Below are 15,165 nucleotides of genomic sequence, written 5' to 3' on the forward strand. Positions count from 1 at the left end.
CCATGACTTATCGCCAAGCCCTGTCGTTCGTCGTCGCCTTCGGCATCGTCAGCCTGTTCGCCGACATGTCGTATGAAGGCATGCGCGGCATTGCCGGGCCGTTCCTTGCCAGCCTTGGCGCCAGCGGCCTTGCCGTCGGGCTGATTGCCGGTAGCGGCGAACTCGCCGGCTATCTGCTGCGCCTGTTCTCCGGCCGCTTGGCCGATTCGACCCGGGCCTATTGGCCGATCACGTTGACCGGCTATGTCGTGCAGATGGCGGCAGTGCCGATGATGGCGCTGGCGGGCAATTGGTGGGTTGCCGCCGCGCTGATCATCGTCGAACGGGCCGGCAAAGCGATCCGCAATCCCGCCCGCGATGCCATGCTGTCGCGCGCCGGCGAAACCATCGGCCATGGCTGGGCCTTCGGTCTGCACGAGGCGCTCGATCAGGCTGGTGCCGTGGCCGGACCGCTGATCGCCGCCGGGGTGCTGGCGCGGCATGGCGATTACCGCACCGCTTTTGCCTGGCTGGTCATTCCCTCGCTGACCACGGTGGCGCTGGTCGTTGCCGTGCGCCTCAAGCATGGCGCTCTCGGACAGATCGAACGCCCGCACGATGCGCCACCGAGCCACGCCTTGCCGCGCGCCTTCTGGTTCTATGCGACGGCGAGCGCGCTGATCGCGTTCGGTTTTGCCGATTTCACCTTGATGTCGTTTCACTTCGGCAAAACCGGCGTTCTCGGCGGCGAGGATATCGCCCTCGTCTATGCTGCTGCCATGCTTTCCGACGGTGCCGCCTCGTTGCTCTTCGGCCGCTGGTTCGATCGCGCCGGCCTCAAGGTCGTTTATGGCGGCATCCTGATCGGGCTCTTGGTGGCGCCGCTCGCCTTCTTCGGCGGCTGGTGGGGCGCCCTCATGGCGAAGCTGGCGTGGGGTGCGGCGCTCGGCGTCCATGAAGCGGTGATGAGCGCCGGGGTCGCCTCGCTGGTGCCGTTGCATGCGCGGGCCCGCGCTTATGGAATTTTCACCGCGCTGTTTGGCGCCGCCTGGTTTGCCGGCAGTGCGGTGTTGGGCGCGCTCTATGATGTCTCGCTGGCCGGCCTCGTCGCGCTGGCAACAGCCGCGCAACTCGCCGCGATGATCCCCTTGTGGACCGCTATTTCGGCTCAGCCAGCCAGAACGTCATGATGTCGGGTGAGCCGATGAAGCATTCCCCGGTCAACCGATGGGCGCGGATCATGCCGAGCAGCGCGTCGGCTTGCGCCCGGAACGGCCCGAGTTCAACCAGCGTGGTGGCGCCGTCGACGACGTTCCAGGAATTGTTCGAACGTACGACGTGCGCCGTGGTGGCGTGGAACGAAAGACAATAGACCCCGCCCATGCGGTCGCTGCCGAAGCCCTGCTGCGTGCGCCAATACGGTTTCCACTCGCCGCCGGCGCGACAAAGCCGGTCGAAGCGATAATGATGGAACGCCGCTTCGGCGAGCTGGGCCGCGGCCGCGTCCTTGGCGGTCGTAACCAGTGTCTTGCCGCCCGCTTTCACCACCCAATTGCCGCCTTCCTGAACGGCACGAACCGCCGTCGACCCGATGACGGTGCAGTCTTCCTGCGGGGGCGGAGCCAAGCCGCTGCGGGCGCCGCCGCCCCAGCCGGTCTGCAGTCCCGGCTCGGCCTGCCAGGTCGGACCGATCGGACCGACCCAGGTGGTGGGCTTGAGCATCCCGCCCGAGACGAAATCACGGCGATCGGAATTGTCGTCGAAGATGGTGGCCATTTCGAACTGAAGCTGGCCGTCCGGGCCTTTCTTGAACGTCACCTGGCGGTGGGCATAGCCGTAGTGAAAAGTGGCGATGATTACCGCGACGTCGTTCGACTGCGGTCCGGCGTAATAGACCTTGCCCTGGACGAGGCCCCAGTCGCATTCCATCGGATGGCAATCGCCATAGGCGCGCACGTCGACCCGATTGCCGCCATTGGGACTGATGGCGACATGCATCAACCCCGAAGCCTTCCAATCGGGATTTTTCCAATTGCCGAGAAAGGCATCGGCCTCGGCATGGGCGGCGCCCGTCGCCAGGACGAGCGCCAGGGCGGCGGCTTTCCACATGACCTTCTATCGCGCCAGCCAGTACGAGGTCGCCAGATCGCTGCGGTCGTAATAGCACTGGTGCGACAGGGCGAGGGCTTTGATCATCGTGGCGGCCTGGGTGGCGCCGTCATGGTCACTGCCGTAGTTGAAAATTTCGTGGCTGGCATCGGCCACCTTCCAATCATCGTCGCGATGGACCGCTGCGACCTGTTCGGGATGGATGTCGATGCAATCCTGACCTGGCATCGGCTGGTTCGGCACCTCGCCGGCGGTGCGGAAGAAGGTCATGTTGGTGGCACCGCGGCCGATGTGGCAGACCTCATTAAACCGGTAAAAGGCGATCACCCGCTGACCCTGGTCGGCGGCGACGCGATAGGGGCCAAAACCCTGCACCACATGCAGGAAGTCGCGCACGTTCCAATTGCCGTTGTTGTTGACGAGATAGACGTGGGCGGTGTCGATCGAAAAACAGTCGTCGACCGGGGGCGCCGTGGAGGCGGCCACCGGCATCGAATTGTCGTCCGCCACCGGTCCGGTCTGGGTCGCCGGCGTGGCCGGCTTGGATTCGAACCACGACAGCGGATTGAGCACGGTGATGCCGGAACCGGCGACGGGAGCAGCCGCTTGCGGAACCTGCTGCGGGGCCGCAGCGGTTTGAGCGGCGGCCGGCGGGACGGGGGCTGCCTGCGGCGGTGCGGCGGCAAGCTGGGCGCCGGCGGGAACGAGCTGGCCGGCGGTTTCGTAATCGTGGCGGCTGGAGCCGTCGGTGAACTCCGTCACCATGTCGAAGCGCAGAACGTTACCGGGCAGGCGATGCAGGGTAATGTGTCGCAGTGCAAAGCCAAGGTTGAAATCGGCGGCCAAGCTGCGGATCGCCTCGGAGGTCGGCCCGTCGGAACGGATCCGCGCCGGCAGCGCGCCCCAGTTGCAGACCCGGGCCTCGCAGCGGCCGAACACCTGGATGCGCACTGGCCCCGAGCCCACGGCAGTCACCACGATATGGTCGATGTCGCTGCCGGCCGGTCCGGTCCAGGTGCCGGTGAAGGCCTCCGCCGCCGACTTGCCGCTGACCAGGTCGCCGAGGACGCTGCCGACATCGGCCGCCGCCCCGACCGGCAACAGCAATGCGGCCGCCAACAGCCCCAAAACGATGCGTTTCATGGTTCCCCTCCCGGACAGCGGCGCAAAGCGCCGAATGGGCGCCGAACTTAACCCTTTTTGGCCGGCCTCGACAGGGTGGAGCGTCGCAGCTATGAAGCCGCCCAGGGCCTCGGGCAGCAAAGCTTTGGGCCAAACCATGAGTTTCAATGACCGACCTCAAGCACATCCGCAATTTCTCCATCGTGGCCCATATCGACCACGGCAAGTCGACGCTGGCCGACCGGCTGATCCAGTTCACCGGCGGGCTCACCACCCGCGAGATGAAGGATCAGGTGCTCGACAACATGGAGATCGAGCGCGAGCGCGGCATCACCATCAAGGCCCAGACCGTCCGCCTCGACTACAAGGCCAAGGACGGCGAGACCTACACCCTCAATCTGATGGACACGCCCGGCCACGTCGACTTTGCCTATGAGGTCAGCCGCTGCCTCGCCGCCTGCGAAGGAGCGCTGCTGGTGGTCGACGCCAGCCAAGGGGTGGAAGCCCAGACCCTCGCCAATGTTTATCAGGCGATCGATGCCGGCCTCGAAATCGTGCCGGTGCTCAACAAGATCGACCTGCCCGCCGCCGAGCCCGACCGCATCAAGCAGCAGATCGAGGACGTCATCGGCATCGACGCCTCCGACGCCATCGCGATTTCGGCCAAGACCGGGATCAACATCGAGGCGGTGCTGGAAGGCGTCGTCACCCGCCTGCCGCCGCCCAAAGGCCGGGCCGAAGCGCCGCTGAAAGCGCTGCTGATCGATTCCTGGTACGACGCCTATCTCGGGGTCATCGTTCTGGTCCGCATCGTCGACGGCGAGCTGAAGAAGGGCCAGAAGATTCGCATGATGGCCTCGGGCGCCGCCTATCAGGTCGAGCGCGTCGGCTATTTCACCCCCAAGCAGGTGCTGATCGACAGTCTCGGTCCGGGCGAAGTCGGATTCATCACCGCCCAGATCAAGGAAGTCGCCGAAACCCATGTCGGCGACACCATCACCGATGACCGCAAACCCGCCGACGAGGCCCTGCCCGGCTTCAAGGCGGCGCAACAGGTGGTGTTCTGCGGCCTGTTCCCGGTCGATGCTGCCCAGTTCGAGGATTTGCGCAATGCGCTCGCCCGGCTGCATCTCAATGACGCCAGCTTCACCTATGAGATGGAAACCAGCGCCGCCCTCGGCTTCGGCTTCCGCTGCGGCTTCCTCGGCCTGCTGCATCTCGAAATCATCCAGGAGCGGCTGGAGCGCGAGTTCAATCTCGAGCTGATCGCCACCGCGCCGAGCGTCATCTATCGCATTCACATGACCGACGGCGACGTCATCGAGCTGCACAATCCCGCCGACATGCCCGAGGTCACCAAGATTGAAAAGATCGAGGAGCCGTGGATTCGCGCCACCGTGATGGTACCCGATGATTATCTCGGCGCCGTGCTCAAGCTCTGCCAGGACCGCCGCGGCGAGCAGATCGAGCTGACCTACGCCGGCAACCGCGCCATGGTGATCTACCGCCTGCCGCTGAATGAAGTGGTGTTCGACTTCTACGACCGGCTGAAGTCGGTTTCCCGCGGCTATGCCAGCTTCGATTATCATTTGGAAGGCTATCACGAGGGCGATCTCGTCAAGATGAGCATTCTCGTCAACGACGAGGCGGTGGATGCCTTGTCGATGATCGTCAACCGTCAGCGCGCGGAATCGCGCGGCCGCGGCATGTGCGAAAAACTGAAGGATCTGATCCCGCGCCATTTGTTCAAGATTCCGATCCAGGCGGCGATCGGCGGCAAGGTCATCGCCCGCGAAACCATTTCGGCCCTGCGCAAGGACGTGACCGCCAAGTGCTACGGCGGCGACATCACCCGCAAGCGCAAGCTCCTCGACAAGCAGAAAGAGGGCAAGAAGAAGATGCGCCAGTTCGGCAAGGTCGACATCCCGCAGGAAGCCTTCATCGCGGCGCTGAAGATGGATCAGGATTAGCGCTCGCTTTCGGCATCGGTTTGCAGCTGTTCAACGGAGGTTTGTATGTCCGAAGACCATTTTGGCCCGGCGACCCCGGTGTTGCGCGTCTCTGATATCGAAGCGGCCATCGACTATTATGCGACCCGGCTCGGCTTCACGCTGCAATGGCGCTCCTCGATTTTCGCCAATGTCACGCGCGGCAATTGCCAGATTTTCCTCGCCCAGGGCGACCAGGGCGGCGGCCGCGCCTGGACCTGGATCGGCGTGCCCGACGTGGAAGCGCTGTACCGCGAATATGCCGGCAAGGGCGCCACCATCCGCAACCCTCCGACCAATTACGAATGGGCGCTGGAGATGCAGGTGGAAGACCTCGACGGCAATGTCTTGCGCATCGGCTCCGATGCCAATCCGGATCGTCCAGTCGGCGACTGGCTGGATGATTCCGGCCGGCGCTGGCAGTTCGTCCAGGGCGGCTGGCGCCTGATGCCGTAATGGTCCCTGCTTGGCCGGCGGGTCAATGTGAGCACGACGTCAAGCACTCATGTTATGCCGCCCATCTCTTCGGCAGTTTCCTGATCTCTTCGCCTTTCTCCTGCTCGGCCTGCCGTAGCTCGTACAGCTTCTGTAGATTCAGCCAGAACTCGGCGCTCATGCCGAACCAGTGGCCGAGGCGCAGGGCGGTGTCGGCGGAGATGGCGCGCTGGCCGTTCAAGATCGAGGTGATGCGATTGGTCGGCACGGCGATCTGGCGCGCGAACTCGGCTGCCGACAATCCGGTTTCCTCCAGCGCTTCGGCCAGATGCTTACCGGGATGAATGGGGGACCGTGCCATAACGTACCTCAATGGTAATCGACGATTTCAACCTTGCCCGGACCGCCGACGCCCCACACAAAGCAAATTCGCCACTGGTCGTTGATCCTGACACTGTGTTGGCCTTTGCGATCGCCGCTCAATTTCTCCAGATGATGACCAGGAAAGGCCGCGATGTCCGTCAGGCTTGTCGCCATGTCGAGCCGGTCCAACACCATTTCGGCCTTGCGCCGGAACGGCTCGAACGCCTTGACCCGCTCCCCGTGCGCGAACCGTTCGGTCCGAGCGTCCCCGTAGCCCTGGATCATGGCACACAGGCTAGACGGATTTATGCGTTACGTCAAGCGTAACAATTTGCCTGCGTTGGTCCGTCAATATCTGACGCGCAAATCATCCCCATTTGCGCTAAACTCCCGCCCGGTTCGGCTGGGGGGTTGTCATGTCGGATGAGGGTTCGCGCAGCGCGGTGTTTGCGACACGGTTGATGGTGGGCTTGGCGCAAGGTCTGCTCCTCTACCTTCTTTATCTCGCCTTCGACGACAAGGTCTGGCCCGCCACCGACGGGCTGCTGTTCGCGCCCCTCGTTGCGGTGTTTTTGTATGTGCCGCTGCTGGTCATCCAGGCGCTCGGCACGGTCCGGCGGCGCACGCTGCTCGCATGGACGCTGGCCGCCACGCTTGTGACCGCCTTCTTCGCCGGTTACGACATCTGGCACGGCTGGCCGACCGAACCGCAATGGTCGAACGGCAGCACCTATGAGGCGCCGCGTCTGATCGCCGGCGGCGCCACCATGTTCCTCACCGCGGTGTTCCTGTTCATCGCCCAGGCGCTGGTAGTCGCCGGCGACAGCGACCGCAAAGTCATCGCCGCCTATCCCAGCCATTTCGATGTCGCCTGGAAACAGGGCCTGCAGATCGCCCTCGCCGCCGTCTTCGTCGGCATTTTCTGGGCGCTTCTCTTCCTCGGCGCGGCACTGTTCAAGCTGATCAATCTCGACTTCCTGCAGAAGCTGATCGAGCACCGCTGGTTCGCCATTCCCGCCACCACGCTCGCCGTCGCCGCCGCCTTCCACATCACCGACGGCCGCAGCGCGCTGGTGCGCGGTGCCCGCACCCTGGTGCTGGCCTTGTTTTCGTGGCTGTTGCCGCTCCTCACCCTGATCGCCGCCGGCTTCCTGGTGGCGCTGTTCTTCACCGGACTCGAGCCGTTGTGGAACACGCGCATGGCGACGTCGCTGCTGCTGGTGGCGTCGGCGTGGCTGGTGATGCTGATCAATGCCACGTATCAGGATGGCGACAAGGAGCGCGAGCCGGTGGTGGTGCTGAAGGTCGCCGCCAGCGTCGGTGGTCTGCTCCTGATCCCGATCGTGGCACTCGCCGCCTATGCGGTGTACCTGCGCGTGGCGCAATACGGCTGGAGCGGCGAGCGCATTACCGCGGTGGCCTCGGTGGTGATCGCCACCGCCTATGCCATCGGCTACGCCATCGCGGCGCTGTGGCAGTCGGCGTGGTTCAAGCCGCTCGAGCGGTGGAATTTCTGGGCGGCCTTGCTGGTGCTCGGCGTGATCGCGGCGCTGCTGTCGCCGCTCGCCGATCCGGCCCGCATTGCGGTCGCGAGCCAGGTGGCGCGACTCGAGTCCGGCAAGATCGCCGCCGACAAATTCGATTTCTACTATCTCCACCGCGACGGCGGCCGCTTTGGCAAGGCGGCGCTGGAACGGCTGGTGCGTTCGAAAAATTCCACCATCGCTGCGGCCGCCAAGGATGCGCTAGAAAGGCGCTATACCTATGCCGCCCCGGTCGCGGTCGACAACAGTCCCAAAGCGATCGAAAAGCACATCACGATGCTGACGCCCGGCGCCAAGCTGCCGGCATCCTTCCTCGCGCAGACCAGGACCGGTTTCGGCGTCCACCCCTGCCTGACCGGCGAGTTCACGGATCGCTGGACCTGCAAGGCGCTGATCAAGAACCTCGACGGCAGCGGCGATGCGATCATCTTGATCTACGGCTCCGAGCAACCCGGCCGCTTCACGCAGATTTCCATTTATCGCCAGGATGCCGGTACTTGGCGCGAGATCGGCTCGCTCAACAAGGTGCTGTGCGCCAAGGATTACGAAGCACTTCTCGCCGGGCAGGTCACCGCGGTGGTGCCGGTCGAGCGCGATCTCGTGCTCAATGGGCGGCGCTGGGTGGTGGCGCCGCCCGACGAGCCGGCGACGTGTCCCTGAGGCTCAGCGGCAGTCGCCGTAGAGCGTCATGATGTGATGCTGATAATCGAGCAGCATCTTCAGCCCCATCGCCGCGAAGACGCGGTTGCCAACGTTGGCGGCGCGCCCGTCCGGGGTGGAGCCGCGCAGCGTCACCGTCTGGCCGGCCGGTAGGGAAAACGGCCCGAAGCCTACCGCGGCGGCGAGCACGAAGGTTTTCGCCGTGCCATTGCCGCGCCCGCCGGTGAAAGAGACCTCGCCCTTTTCCGACAGCTTGTCTTTTAACCCCGGCAGATCGAGCGCTTTCTGAAACAGCGAAATGCCGCCCGACGAGCCGGTGTCGAGACTGATGGTGCCGGTGGCGTCGCCGAAACGGAATCCGGGCAGCGCCGGGATGTTCTCTTCGGGGAAAAACGTCAGCGGCAGGCTGTGATGCTTGCGGCAGGTCTTCACCGCCTCGAGCGCATCACCGGGCCTGTCGAGAAGAGTGAACCGCGTTTTGGGATAGTCGATCAGCACCACCCGGCCGTTGAGAAAACTGTAGCCGAGGACACCATCGAGCGGGCGGCCGTAGCGGGCCGACAAGGCGCTCATGTCGAAGGCGAGCGCGTCGACGGCGGGAAAATCGCGACCGGCGATCGCAAGCCCTTCGAGCCGTGCCGGAAAGACCGTCGATTGCTTGGCATCGCCGGCGCCCGAGGCTTCGCCGCCGGACCCTTGGTCGAGCGTGAGGCCGAGCGCTTTGGCCCGCGTCAAATCGATCACCGACGGATCGACCCCGGTGTCGAGGATCATATAGAGCGCAGTGTCGTGGACGCGGACCTCCAATCCGATGGCGGACTTGGAGAAATCAAACGGCACGGTCAGTGGCGCCGCCGCCGCCGCGTGCGCCAACCCCACTGCTGCCAGGAACGCCAGCTTTACCCCACCCTCCATCGTCCGGTTTCAAACCGTAGCAGGGCCGCGCGCGCATCGCCAATTGCGCCGCCCCCCTGTTGGTCGGAGCGGCAAGATGGGCTAAGGAACCGGCCGAAGGGATCGTTCAATGTCGCTTGTCGCCTTGATTGATTATGGCTCCGGCAACCTGCGTTCCGCCGAAAAGGCGTTGGCGCGGGCCGCCAGCGAGCGCGGGCTCGACCGCCAGGTGGTCGTCACCTCCGATCCGGTGGTGGCGGGCGCCGCCGATCGCATCGTGCTGCCGGGCGTCGGCGCCTTTGCCGATTGCATGGGCGGCCTCACCAAGCTTCCCGGCATGGTCGACGCGCTGCGCGAGGCGGTGCTGGTCAAGAAAACCCCGTTCCTCGGCATCTGCGTCGGCATGCAGCTGCTCGCCAGCGTCGGGCGCGAGTTCGGCGATCACAAAGGGCTGGGCTGGATTCCCGGCGAAGTCGTCCGTCTCACCCCTGCCGATCCGGCGTTGAAAATCCCGCACATGGGCTGGAACGAGTTGCGGCTGGTGAAAAACCATCCTCTGTTCGCCGATCTCGATGGGGGCGCCCATGCCTATTTCGTCCATTCCTTTTGCTTCAAGCCGTCCGACAAGCAGCATCTGCTCGCCACCACCAATTACGGCGGCGCAGTAGCGGCAATGATCGGGCGCGACAACATCGTCGGCACCCAGTTCCACCCCGAGAAGAGCCAGGCGTTCGGCCTCACCTTCCTCGGCAATTTCCTGGAGTGGACGCCGTGATCATTTTTCCCGCCATCGATTTGAAGGACGGCCATTGCGTGCGGCTGAAGCGCGGCGAGATGGATAGCGCCACCGTCTTCAACGATGACCCCGCCGCCCAGGCCAAGAGTTTCGCCGACGCCGGCTTTCAATGGCTGCATTGCGTCGATCTCAACGGTGCCTTTGCCGGCCACTCGGTCAATGCCGCGGCGGTGGCGGCCATCCGTGCCGCCATCACTCTGCCGATCGAGCTTGGCGGCGGCCTGCGTGATATGGCCGGAATCGCGGCATGGCTGGAAGCCGGCATTACCCGCGTCATCCTCGGCACTGTCGCGCTCACCAATCCGTCGCTGGTGAAGGAAGCGGCGCGCGCCTTTCCCGGGCGGATCGTGGTCGGGGCCGACGCCAAAGGCGGCAAGATCGCCACCGCCGGCTGGGCCGAAACCAGCGAGCTGACCCCGGTCGAACTCGGCAAACGCTTCGAGGATGCCGGTGTCGCGGCCGTGCTCTACACCGATGTCGACCGCGATGGCCTGCTGACGGGCGTCAATGTTGACGCGACGGCAGTATTGGCGCGTTCGCTTTCCATTCCTGTGATCGCCTCGGGCGGGGTGTCGGATATTTCGGACATCGCGGCCCTGGTAGCCGCCCAGGAGCCCAATATCGAGGGCGTCGTGATCGGGCGGGCGCTTTATGACGGCAGGATCGACCCTGCCGCCGCGCTCAAGCTGACCGAACACTGATTGCGCATATAGGTAGCGGTAATTCCACTATGGAGTGTGTTGTGGATAAGCCGGTTATCAGAATTTCTTCAGGCGCAGGATGAGATCGTCGAGTTGTTCCAGTGTCTTATAGAAAACCCGCACCTCGCCCGCTTCGCCTTTATCCACAATCTGAACTTTCAGCCCCAAGATGTTGGCGAGGCTTTCTTCCAGCTCTTTGATGTTGGGATCGACCGCAACCGGCGTCCGAGCCGGCTTGGTGCCTGCCCGTTTCTCCTTTGAACGCTGTTCGGCCTGACGGACATTGAGCCCCCCGGCGACGATTTCCAGCGCCCGCGCTTCGGCCTCGGGATCGCCGATCAGGGTCCGCGCCGCGCCCGGGGTCAGCTTGCCGTCGCGCACCAGGATCCGCACCGACTCCGGCAGCTTCTGCAGCCGCAGGGTGTTGGCGACATGCGGCCGGCTCTTGCCGACGGCGTCCGCCAGTTTCTCCTGGGTATAGGAAAAGCGGTCCATCAGTTCCTGATAGGCGAGCCCCTCTTCGATGGCATTGAGGTCGGAGCGCTGAACGTTCTCGATGATGGCGAATTCGAGCGCCTGACCGTCCGTCAGCTCACGCACGATCACCGGCACTTCGTGCAGCTTGGCCGCCTGGGCCGCCCGCCACCGCCGCTCGCCAGCGACGATTTCGTAGACGTTCGGCTCGCCGGCAATCGGGCGCACCAACAGCGGCTGCAAAATGCCCTTGTCCTTGACCGAGGCGATCAGGTCGTTGAGGTCGTCCTCGACGAAGGTTTTGCGCGGCTGGAATTTGTTGGGGCGCAGGAAGGCGGTCGGCACCTGGCGCGGGGCGCGATTGCCCGAACGCGGTGCCTCGTCGCCGATCAGTGCCGACAAGCCCCGACCGAGCCCACGCGGGCGAACGTCTTCTGCCATCTCCGTCTCCATCAGGGCGCTGTCAGGAAAAGTGCAATCCGGTTTCCGTCCGAAAGCGCAGGTATCAAGGAATTCATTGGGCCGCGATGGCCCGAATGCGTTCGCGCTGGATCAATTCGCCGGCCAGCTTGATATAGGCCTGGCTGCCCGGACATTTGAGGTCATACACCAGCGCCGGCAAGCCGTGGCTCGGCGCTTCGGAAATGCGCACGTTGCGCGGAATCACGGTGTTGTAGACCTTGTCGCCGAGATGGCTGCGCACGTCGGCCGCGACCTGATCCGACAGCTTGTTGCGCTTGTCGAACATGGTCAGCACGATGCCCTGCAGCTCGAGATCGGCATTCAAATTCTCGCGCACCAGCTCGATGGTGTTGAGCAGCTGCGTCAGGCCTTCGAGCGCAAAAAACTCGCATTGCAGCGGCACCACCACCGCATCGGCGGCGACCATGGCATTGACGGTGAGCAGCGTCAGCGACGGCGGGCAGTCGATCAGCGCATAGGAGAATGGAGATCGTCCGTGTGCGGAATAATCTTCGATCGCGTCCTTGAGCCGGTAGTTGCGCCGCTCGGCGTTGATCAGTTCGAGTTCGGCGCCCGACAGGTCCACCGTCGCCGGCACGATCGACAATTTGGGAATGCGGGTCGGATGGATCGCGGCGGCAAGATCGGCCTGGCCGGTCAAGACGTCATAGATCGACACCCGCCGCTCGCTCCGCCCCATGCCGAGGCCGGTGGAGGCGTTGCCTTGCGGATCGATGTCGATGATCAGGGTCGGTTCGCCGACCGCCGCCAGCGCCGTGCCCAGATTGATGGCCGTGGTGGTCTTGCCGACGCCGCCCTTCTGGTTGGCGATGACCATCACACGCGGCTTTTTGGACGGAGAAGGCATGTTAATCGCTGGAGACATGGATCAAATCCCGGATCTCCAGAACCACGCCAAGCGGATGGGTTTGGCTTGTGTGCTTCCGGAGGTTCATTTTCCAGTGCCGCTCGGTATCGGTCAACTCGGCGGCGTGGCTTTGGCCTTTCAAAAACAGACAGACGGTGCTCGGCCCAGCCAATTTCTGTGCATAGCCGAGAAGCTCCGGCAACGGCGCAAAGGCGCGCGCCGTGATGACGTCGAAGCGCCGTTTGGGCGAGGTTTCGATCCGCTCGTTGCGGACATAGACCCCGAGCCCGAGACGGTCGGCAACGGATTGCAGGAAGTCGGCCTTTTTCTTGGTGGCCTCGAACAGATTGGCCTTCAGGCGGTCGCCCAGCAGGATGGCGAGAACGAGACCTGGAAATCCGGCTCCGCTGCCGAGATCGGCGAGAGTCCGCGCTTCGTCCGGGATCAGCGGCACCAACTGGGCCGAGTCGAGGAAATGGCGATGCCAGACCTCTTTCAGGCTGGCGTCCGAGACCAGGTTATGGGGGCTCGCGGCCAGCATCTCGGCATAGGCCTCAAGCATCGCCAGGGTTTCACGTGAAACCCCCGTCGCCGCCGCGAATTCTTCACGACCGAAAGTCTCAGGCGGCATGGGCCCTCACATGTGCCAGCACCAGAGTCAGCGCCGCCGGCGTGATGCCGTCGATGCGCGAGGCTTGCCCAATGGTGGCCGGGCGGATGGATGTCAATTTCTGGCGAACTTCGGTGGAAAGCCCACACACGGTCGCATAATCGAGCGTTTCGGGCAGCGCCAGCGCCTCATCGCGCTTGAAGGCGGCAATATCGGCCTCCTGGCGGTCGAGATAGCCGGCATATTGGGCGTCGATCTCCAATTGCTCGGCAATGCCGCCGCCAAACCGGGCCAGGTCTGGCCAAATCCCGGTCAAAGCGTGAAAATCCACCCCCGGCAAGCCGAGCAGCTCATGCGCCGAACGCCGAGTGCCGTCGAGGCGTACCGCAATCCCGTGCTTCTGGGCCTGATTGGGTGTCAGCGACAGTCCGGCCATCACCGCCCTCACCTCCTCCAGCCGCTCCATCTTGGCGGCAAAGGCCTGTCGGCGCTCACGGCCGATGCATCCGGCAGCGGCAAACGCCGGCGTCAGGCGCTGATCGGCATTGTCAGCCCGGAGCGTCAGACGGTATTCGGCCCGCGAGGTGAACATCCGGTAGGGCTCGGACACGCCCTTGGTGACGAGATCGTCGATCAGGACGCCAATATAAGCCGATGCGCGGTCCAGCAGGACCGGTTCCGACCCGCCAGCGGCCCGCGCGGCGTTCAAACCCGCCATCAAACCCTGGGCGGCGGCCTCTTCATAACCGGTGGTGCCGTTGATCTGGCCGGCAAAGTACAGCCCGGCGAACCGTTTGGTCTCCAAACTGGGCTTCAGCTCGCGCGGATCGACATAGTCGTATTCGATGGCATAGCCCGGCCTGAGCACCCGCACCTTTTCGAGGCCCGGAATGGTAGCGAGCAGCGCCCGCTGGACGTCTTCCGGCAGCGAGGTGGAGATGCCGTTGGGATAAATGGTGTCGTCATCGAGCCCCTCTGGCTCCAGAAAGATCTGATGGCTGGCGCGATGGGCAAACCGGACCACCTTGTCCTCGATCGACGGACAATAGCGGGGGCCGCGGCCGTGGATCTGGCCGGAAAACAACGGCGCCCGGCTCAAATTGGAGCGGATGACCTCGTGGGTCGCCTCGGTGGTGCGGGTGATATGACAAACCACCTGCGGCGTGGTGATGGCGCGGGTGAGGAAGGAGAACGGCGTCGGCGGATCGTCGCCATGTTGCACCTCCAGGCTCGGCCAGTCGATGGTCGTGCCGTCGAGACGGGCGGGGGTGCCGGTTTTCAGCCGCCCCAGCGCAAAGCCGCAGCGTGCCAGGGTGTCGGAAAGGCCAATAGACGGCCTTTCGGTGCCGTCTTCGTCAAACCGGGCCTTGCCGGCAAGGGCACGCCCGGCAGGAAACGTCACCTCCCCGCAATGGATCAGCCCTTTGAGGAAAGTGCCGGTGGTGAGAACCACGGCGCCGGCCCTCAAAGTGGTGCCATCCGCCGTGATGACCCCGGCGACGCGGCCATCGTTGAGGATCAGGTCTTCCGCCGCGCCTTCGCGGATAGCGAGATTGGCCGTGGCGGCCAGAGCAGCCTGCATTGCGCTGCGATAAAGAGCGCGGTCAGCCTGAGCCCGCGGCCCCCGCACGGCAGGACCCTTGCGTCGATTGAGAATGCGAAACTGGATCCCGGCCGCGTCAGCGACCCGCCCCATCAATCCGTCGGCGGCATCGATCTCGCGCACGAGATGGCCCTTGCCGACCCCGCCGATGGCGGGATTGCAGCTCATCTCGCCAAGCGTCGCAAGGCGATGGGTGAGGAGCAGAGTCCTGGCGCCAGCGCGCGCCGACGCCGCGGCCGCCTCACAGCCGGCATGCCCACCCCCGATCACAATGACGTCGTATCCCATGCCGGGTCCAATACGGGAGTGGGCCCCTGTGGGCAAGTCTTGTCGCTGTTTCACGTGGAACAGCGGCTACTTACGGTATTAGGTAGCAAGCTTCCAAGCCGAGATTGTGGGATTTGGCGGGATTTCCCGGGATACTCCGGGACATGGCCGAAACCCATGTTGTCTTCGCCCTGAAAGAAAAGCGCGCCCGGATTGCCGGGGAGTTGCACAAGGCGCAATTGGCCGTCATGCGGCTCAAGTCTGATCTGGCGGCGGTGGACCAGTGCCTC

15 protein-coding genes are annotated in these 15,165 nt (G+C 64.3%); 6 read left to right on the plus strand and 9 right to left on the minus strand.

Annotated elements, in window-relative coordinates:
• Window positions 1–2 precede the first annotated feature (2 nt).
• Complete coding sequence (locus AC1P6P_RS03665) at window positions 3–1,169, plus strand: MFS transporter (RefSeq protein ID WP_481401079.1); 1,167 nt, start codon at window positions 3–5, stop codon at window positions 1,167–1,169.
• Here AC1P6P_RS03665 and AC1P6P_RS03670 read toward each other — a convergent pair.
• Complete coding sequence (locus AC1P6P_RS03670; RefSeq protein ID WP_481401080.1) at window positions 1,138–2,088, minus strand: hypothetical protein; 951 nt, start codon at window positions 2,086–2,088, stop codon at window positions 1,138–1,140. The two genes, AC1P6P_RS03665 and AC1P6P_RS03670, sit on opposite strands and share 32 nt — an antisense overlap.
• A 6-nt stretch (window positions 2,089–2,094) precedes the next feature.
• A complete protein-coding gene (locus AC1P6P_RS03675) occupies window positions 2,095–3,231 on the minus strand; it encodes a hypothetical protein (protein ID WP_481401081.1) in 1,137 nt (378 codons plus the stop codon).
• 146 nt (window positions 3,232–3,377) lie between these two features.
• Here AC1P6P_RS03675 and lepA point away from each other — a divergent pair, with 146 nt between their 5' ends.
• Together lepA and AC1P6P_RS03685 are read left to right on the plus strand one after the other, a co-directional pair.
• Window positions 3,378–5,180 carry a translation elongation factor 4 gene (gene lepA / locus AC1P6P_RS03680; RefSeq protein WP_481401082.1) on the plus strand — a complete coding sequence of 601 codons (1,803 nt, stop codon included), beginning with the start codon at window positions 3,378–3,380 and terminating at the stop codon, window positions 5,178–5,180.
• A gap of 45 nt (window positions 5,181–5,225) precedes the next feature.
• Complete coding sequence (locus AC1P6P_RS03685) at window positions 5,226–5,654, plus strand: VOC family protein (RefSeq protein WP_481401083.1); 429 nt, start codon at window positions 5,226–5,228, stop codon at window positions 5,652–5,654.
• A 52-nt stretch (window positions 5,655–5,706) separates the two neighbouring features.
• On the opposite strand, the gene AC1P6P_RS03690 is transcribed toward AC1P6P_RS03685, so the two are convergent.
• Entirely contained in the window at window positions 5,707–5,994 is a 288-nt protein-coding gene (locus AC1P6P_RS03690; RefSeq protein ID WP_481401084.1) for a HigA family addiction module antitoxin, read from the minus strand.
• 8 nt (window positions 5,995–6,002) lie between these two features.
• Complete coding sequence (locus AC1P6P_RS03695) at window positions 6,003–6,281, minus strand: type II toxin-antitoxin system RelE/ParE family toxin (RefSeq protein WP_481401085.1); 279 nt, start codon at window positions 6,279–6,281, stop codon at window positions 6,003–6,005.
• A gap of 131 nt (window positions 6,282–6,412) precedes the next feature.
• On the opposite strand from AC1P6P_RS03695, the gene AC1P6P_RS03700 reads away from it, so the two are divergent.
• Entirely contained in the window at window positions 6,413–8,200 is a 1,788-nt protein-coding gene (locus AC1P6P_RS03700; RefSeq protein ID WP_481401086.1) for a DUF4153 domain-containing protein, read from the plus strand.
• Between the two features lie 3 nt (window positions 8,201–8,203).
• On the opposite strand, the gene AC1P6P_RS03705 is transcribed toward AC1P6P_RS03700, so the two are convergent.
• On the minus strand, window positions 8,204–9,115 hold the full coding sequence (locus AC1P6P_RS03705) for a retropepsin-like aspartic protease (RefSeq protein WP_481401087.1): 912 nt from the start codon (window positions 9,113–9,115) through the stop codon (window positions 8,204–8,206).
• A gap of 109 nt (window positions 9,116–9,224) precedes the next feature.
• Here AC1P6P_RS03705 and hisH point away from each other — a divergent pair, with 109 nt between their 5' ends.
• On the plus strand, window positions 9,225–9,869 hold the full coding sequence (gene hisH / locus AC1P6P_RS03710) for an imidazole glycerol phosphate synthase subunit HisH (protein ID WP_481401088.1): 645 nt from the start codon (window positions 9,225–9,227) through the stop codon (window positions 9,867–9,869).
• Complete coding sequence (gene hisA, locus AC1P6P_RS03715; protein ID WP_481401089.1) at window positions 9,866–10,591, plus strand: 1-(5-phosphoribosyl)-5-[(5-phosphoribosylamino)methylideneamino]imidazole-4-carboxamide isomerase; 726 nt, start codon at window positions 9,866–9,868, stop codon at window positions 10,589–10,591. The genes hisH and hisA overlap by 4 nt, the downstream gene beginning before the upstream one ends.
• Before the next feature lie 57 nt (window positions 10,592–10,648).
• Here the strand turns inward: hisA and AC1P6P_RS03720 are convergent, their stop codons facing one another.
• The 4 genes from AC1P6P_RS03720 to mnmG all read right to left on the minus strand — a co-directional run bounded on the left by AC1P6P_RS03720 (window position 10,649) and on the right by mnmG (window position 14,896).
• A complete protein-coding gene (locus tag AC1P6P_RS03720) occupies window positions 10,649–11,506 on the minus strand; it encodes a ParB/RepB/Spo0J family partition protein (RefSeq protein ID WP_481401090.1) in 858 nt (285 codons plus the stop codon).
• 73 nt (window positions 11,507–11,579) lie between these two features.
• Entirely contained in the window at window positions 11,580–12,395 is an 816-nt protein-coding gene (locus tag AC1P6P_RS03725) for a ParA family protein (protein ID WP_481401091.1), read from the minus strand.
• 1 nt (window position 12,396) lies between these two features.
• The gene (rsmG, locus tag AC1P6P_RS03730; RefSeq protein ID WP_481401092.1) at window positions 12,397–13,026 is read right to left on the minus strand and encodes a 16S rRNA (guanine(527)-N(7))-methyltransferase RsmG; all 630 of its coding nucleotides are present in this window, start codon (window positions 13,024–13,026) and stop codon (window positions 12,397–12,399) included.
• Window positions 13,016–14,896 (minus strand): tRNA uridine-5-carboxymethylaminomethyl(34) synthesis enzyme MnmG, encoded by a 1,881-nt coding sequence (gene mnmG, locus AC1P6P_RS03735; RefSeq protein WP_481401093.1) that lies wholly within the window; start codon window positions 14,894–14,896, stop codon window positions 13,016–13,018. Before mnmG ends, rsmG begins: the two co-directional genes overlap by 11 nt.
• Window positions 14,897–15,165: the final 269 nt, after the last annotated feature.

It is taken from the genome of Rhizomicrobium sp. (assembly GCF_056722145.1).

What these genes read in the sequence shown, in the direction of transcription:
- hisH (WP_481401088.1), top strand. Translation starts at nt 9,225, where the DNA reads ATGTCGCTTGTCGCCTTGATTGATTATGGCTCCGGCAACCTGCGTTCC.
- AC1P6P_RS03700 (WP_481401086.1), top strand. Translation starts at nt 6,413, where the DNA reads ATGTCGGATGAGGGTTCGCGCAGCGCGGTGTTTGCGACACGGTTGATG.
- AC1P6P_RS03675 (WP_481401081.1), bottom strand. Translation starts at nt 3,231, where the DNA reads ATGAAACGCATCGTTTTGGGGCTGTTGGCGGCCGCATTGCTGTTGCCG.
- AC1P6P_RS03690 (WP_481401084.1), bottom strand. Translation starts at nt 5,994, where the DNA reads ATGGCACGGTCCCCCATTCATCCCGGTAAGCATCTGGCCGAAGCGCTG.
- AC1P6P_RS03725 (WP_481401091.1), bottom strand. Translation starts at nt 12,395, where the DNA reads ATGCCTTCTCCGTCCAAAAAGCCGCGTGTGATGGTCATCGCCAACCAG.
- rsmG (WP_481401092.1), bottom strand. Translation starts at nt 13,026, where the DNA reads ATGCCGCCTGAGACTTTCGGTCGTGAAGAATTCGCGGCGGCGACGGGG.
- AC1P6P_RS03685 (WP_481401083.1), top strand. Translation starts at nt 5,226, where the DNA reads ATGTCCGAAGACCATTTTGGCCCGGCGACCCCGGTGTTGCGCGTCTCT.
- AC1P6P_RS03720 (WP_481401090.1), bottom strand. Translation starts at nt 11,506, where the DNA reads ATGGCAGAAGACGTTCGCCCGCGTGGGCTCGGTCGGGGCTTGTCGGCA.
- AC1P6P_RS03695 (WP_481401085.1), bottom strand. Translation starts at nt 6,281, where the DNA reads ATGATCCAGGGCTACGGGGACGCTCGGACCGAACGGTTCGCGCACGGG.
- AC1P6P_RS03665 (WP_481401079.1), top strand. Translation starts at nt 3, where the DNA reads ATGACTTATCGCCAAGCCCTGTCGTTCGTCGTCGCCTTCGGCATCGTC.
- mnmG (WP_481401093.1), bottom strand. Translation starts at nt 14,896, where the DNA reads ATGGGATACGACGTCATTGTGATCGGGGGTGGGCATGCCGGCTGTGAG.
- lepA (WP_481401082.1), top strand. Translation starts at nt 3,378, where the DNA reads ATGACCGACCTCAAGCACATCCGCAATTTCTCCATCGTGGCCCATATC.
- AC1P6P_RS03670 (WP_481401080.1), bottom strand. Translation starts at nt 2,088, where the DNA reads ATGTGGAAAGCCGCCGCCCTGGCGCTCGTCCTGGCGACGGGCGCCGCC.
- AC1P6P_RS03705 (WP_481401087.1), bottom strand. Translation starts at nt 9,115, where the DNA reads ATGGAGGGTGGGGTAAAGCTGGCGTTCCTGGCAGCAGTGGGGTTGGCG.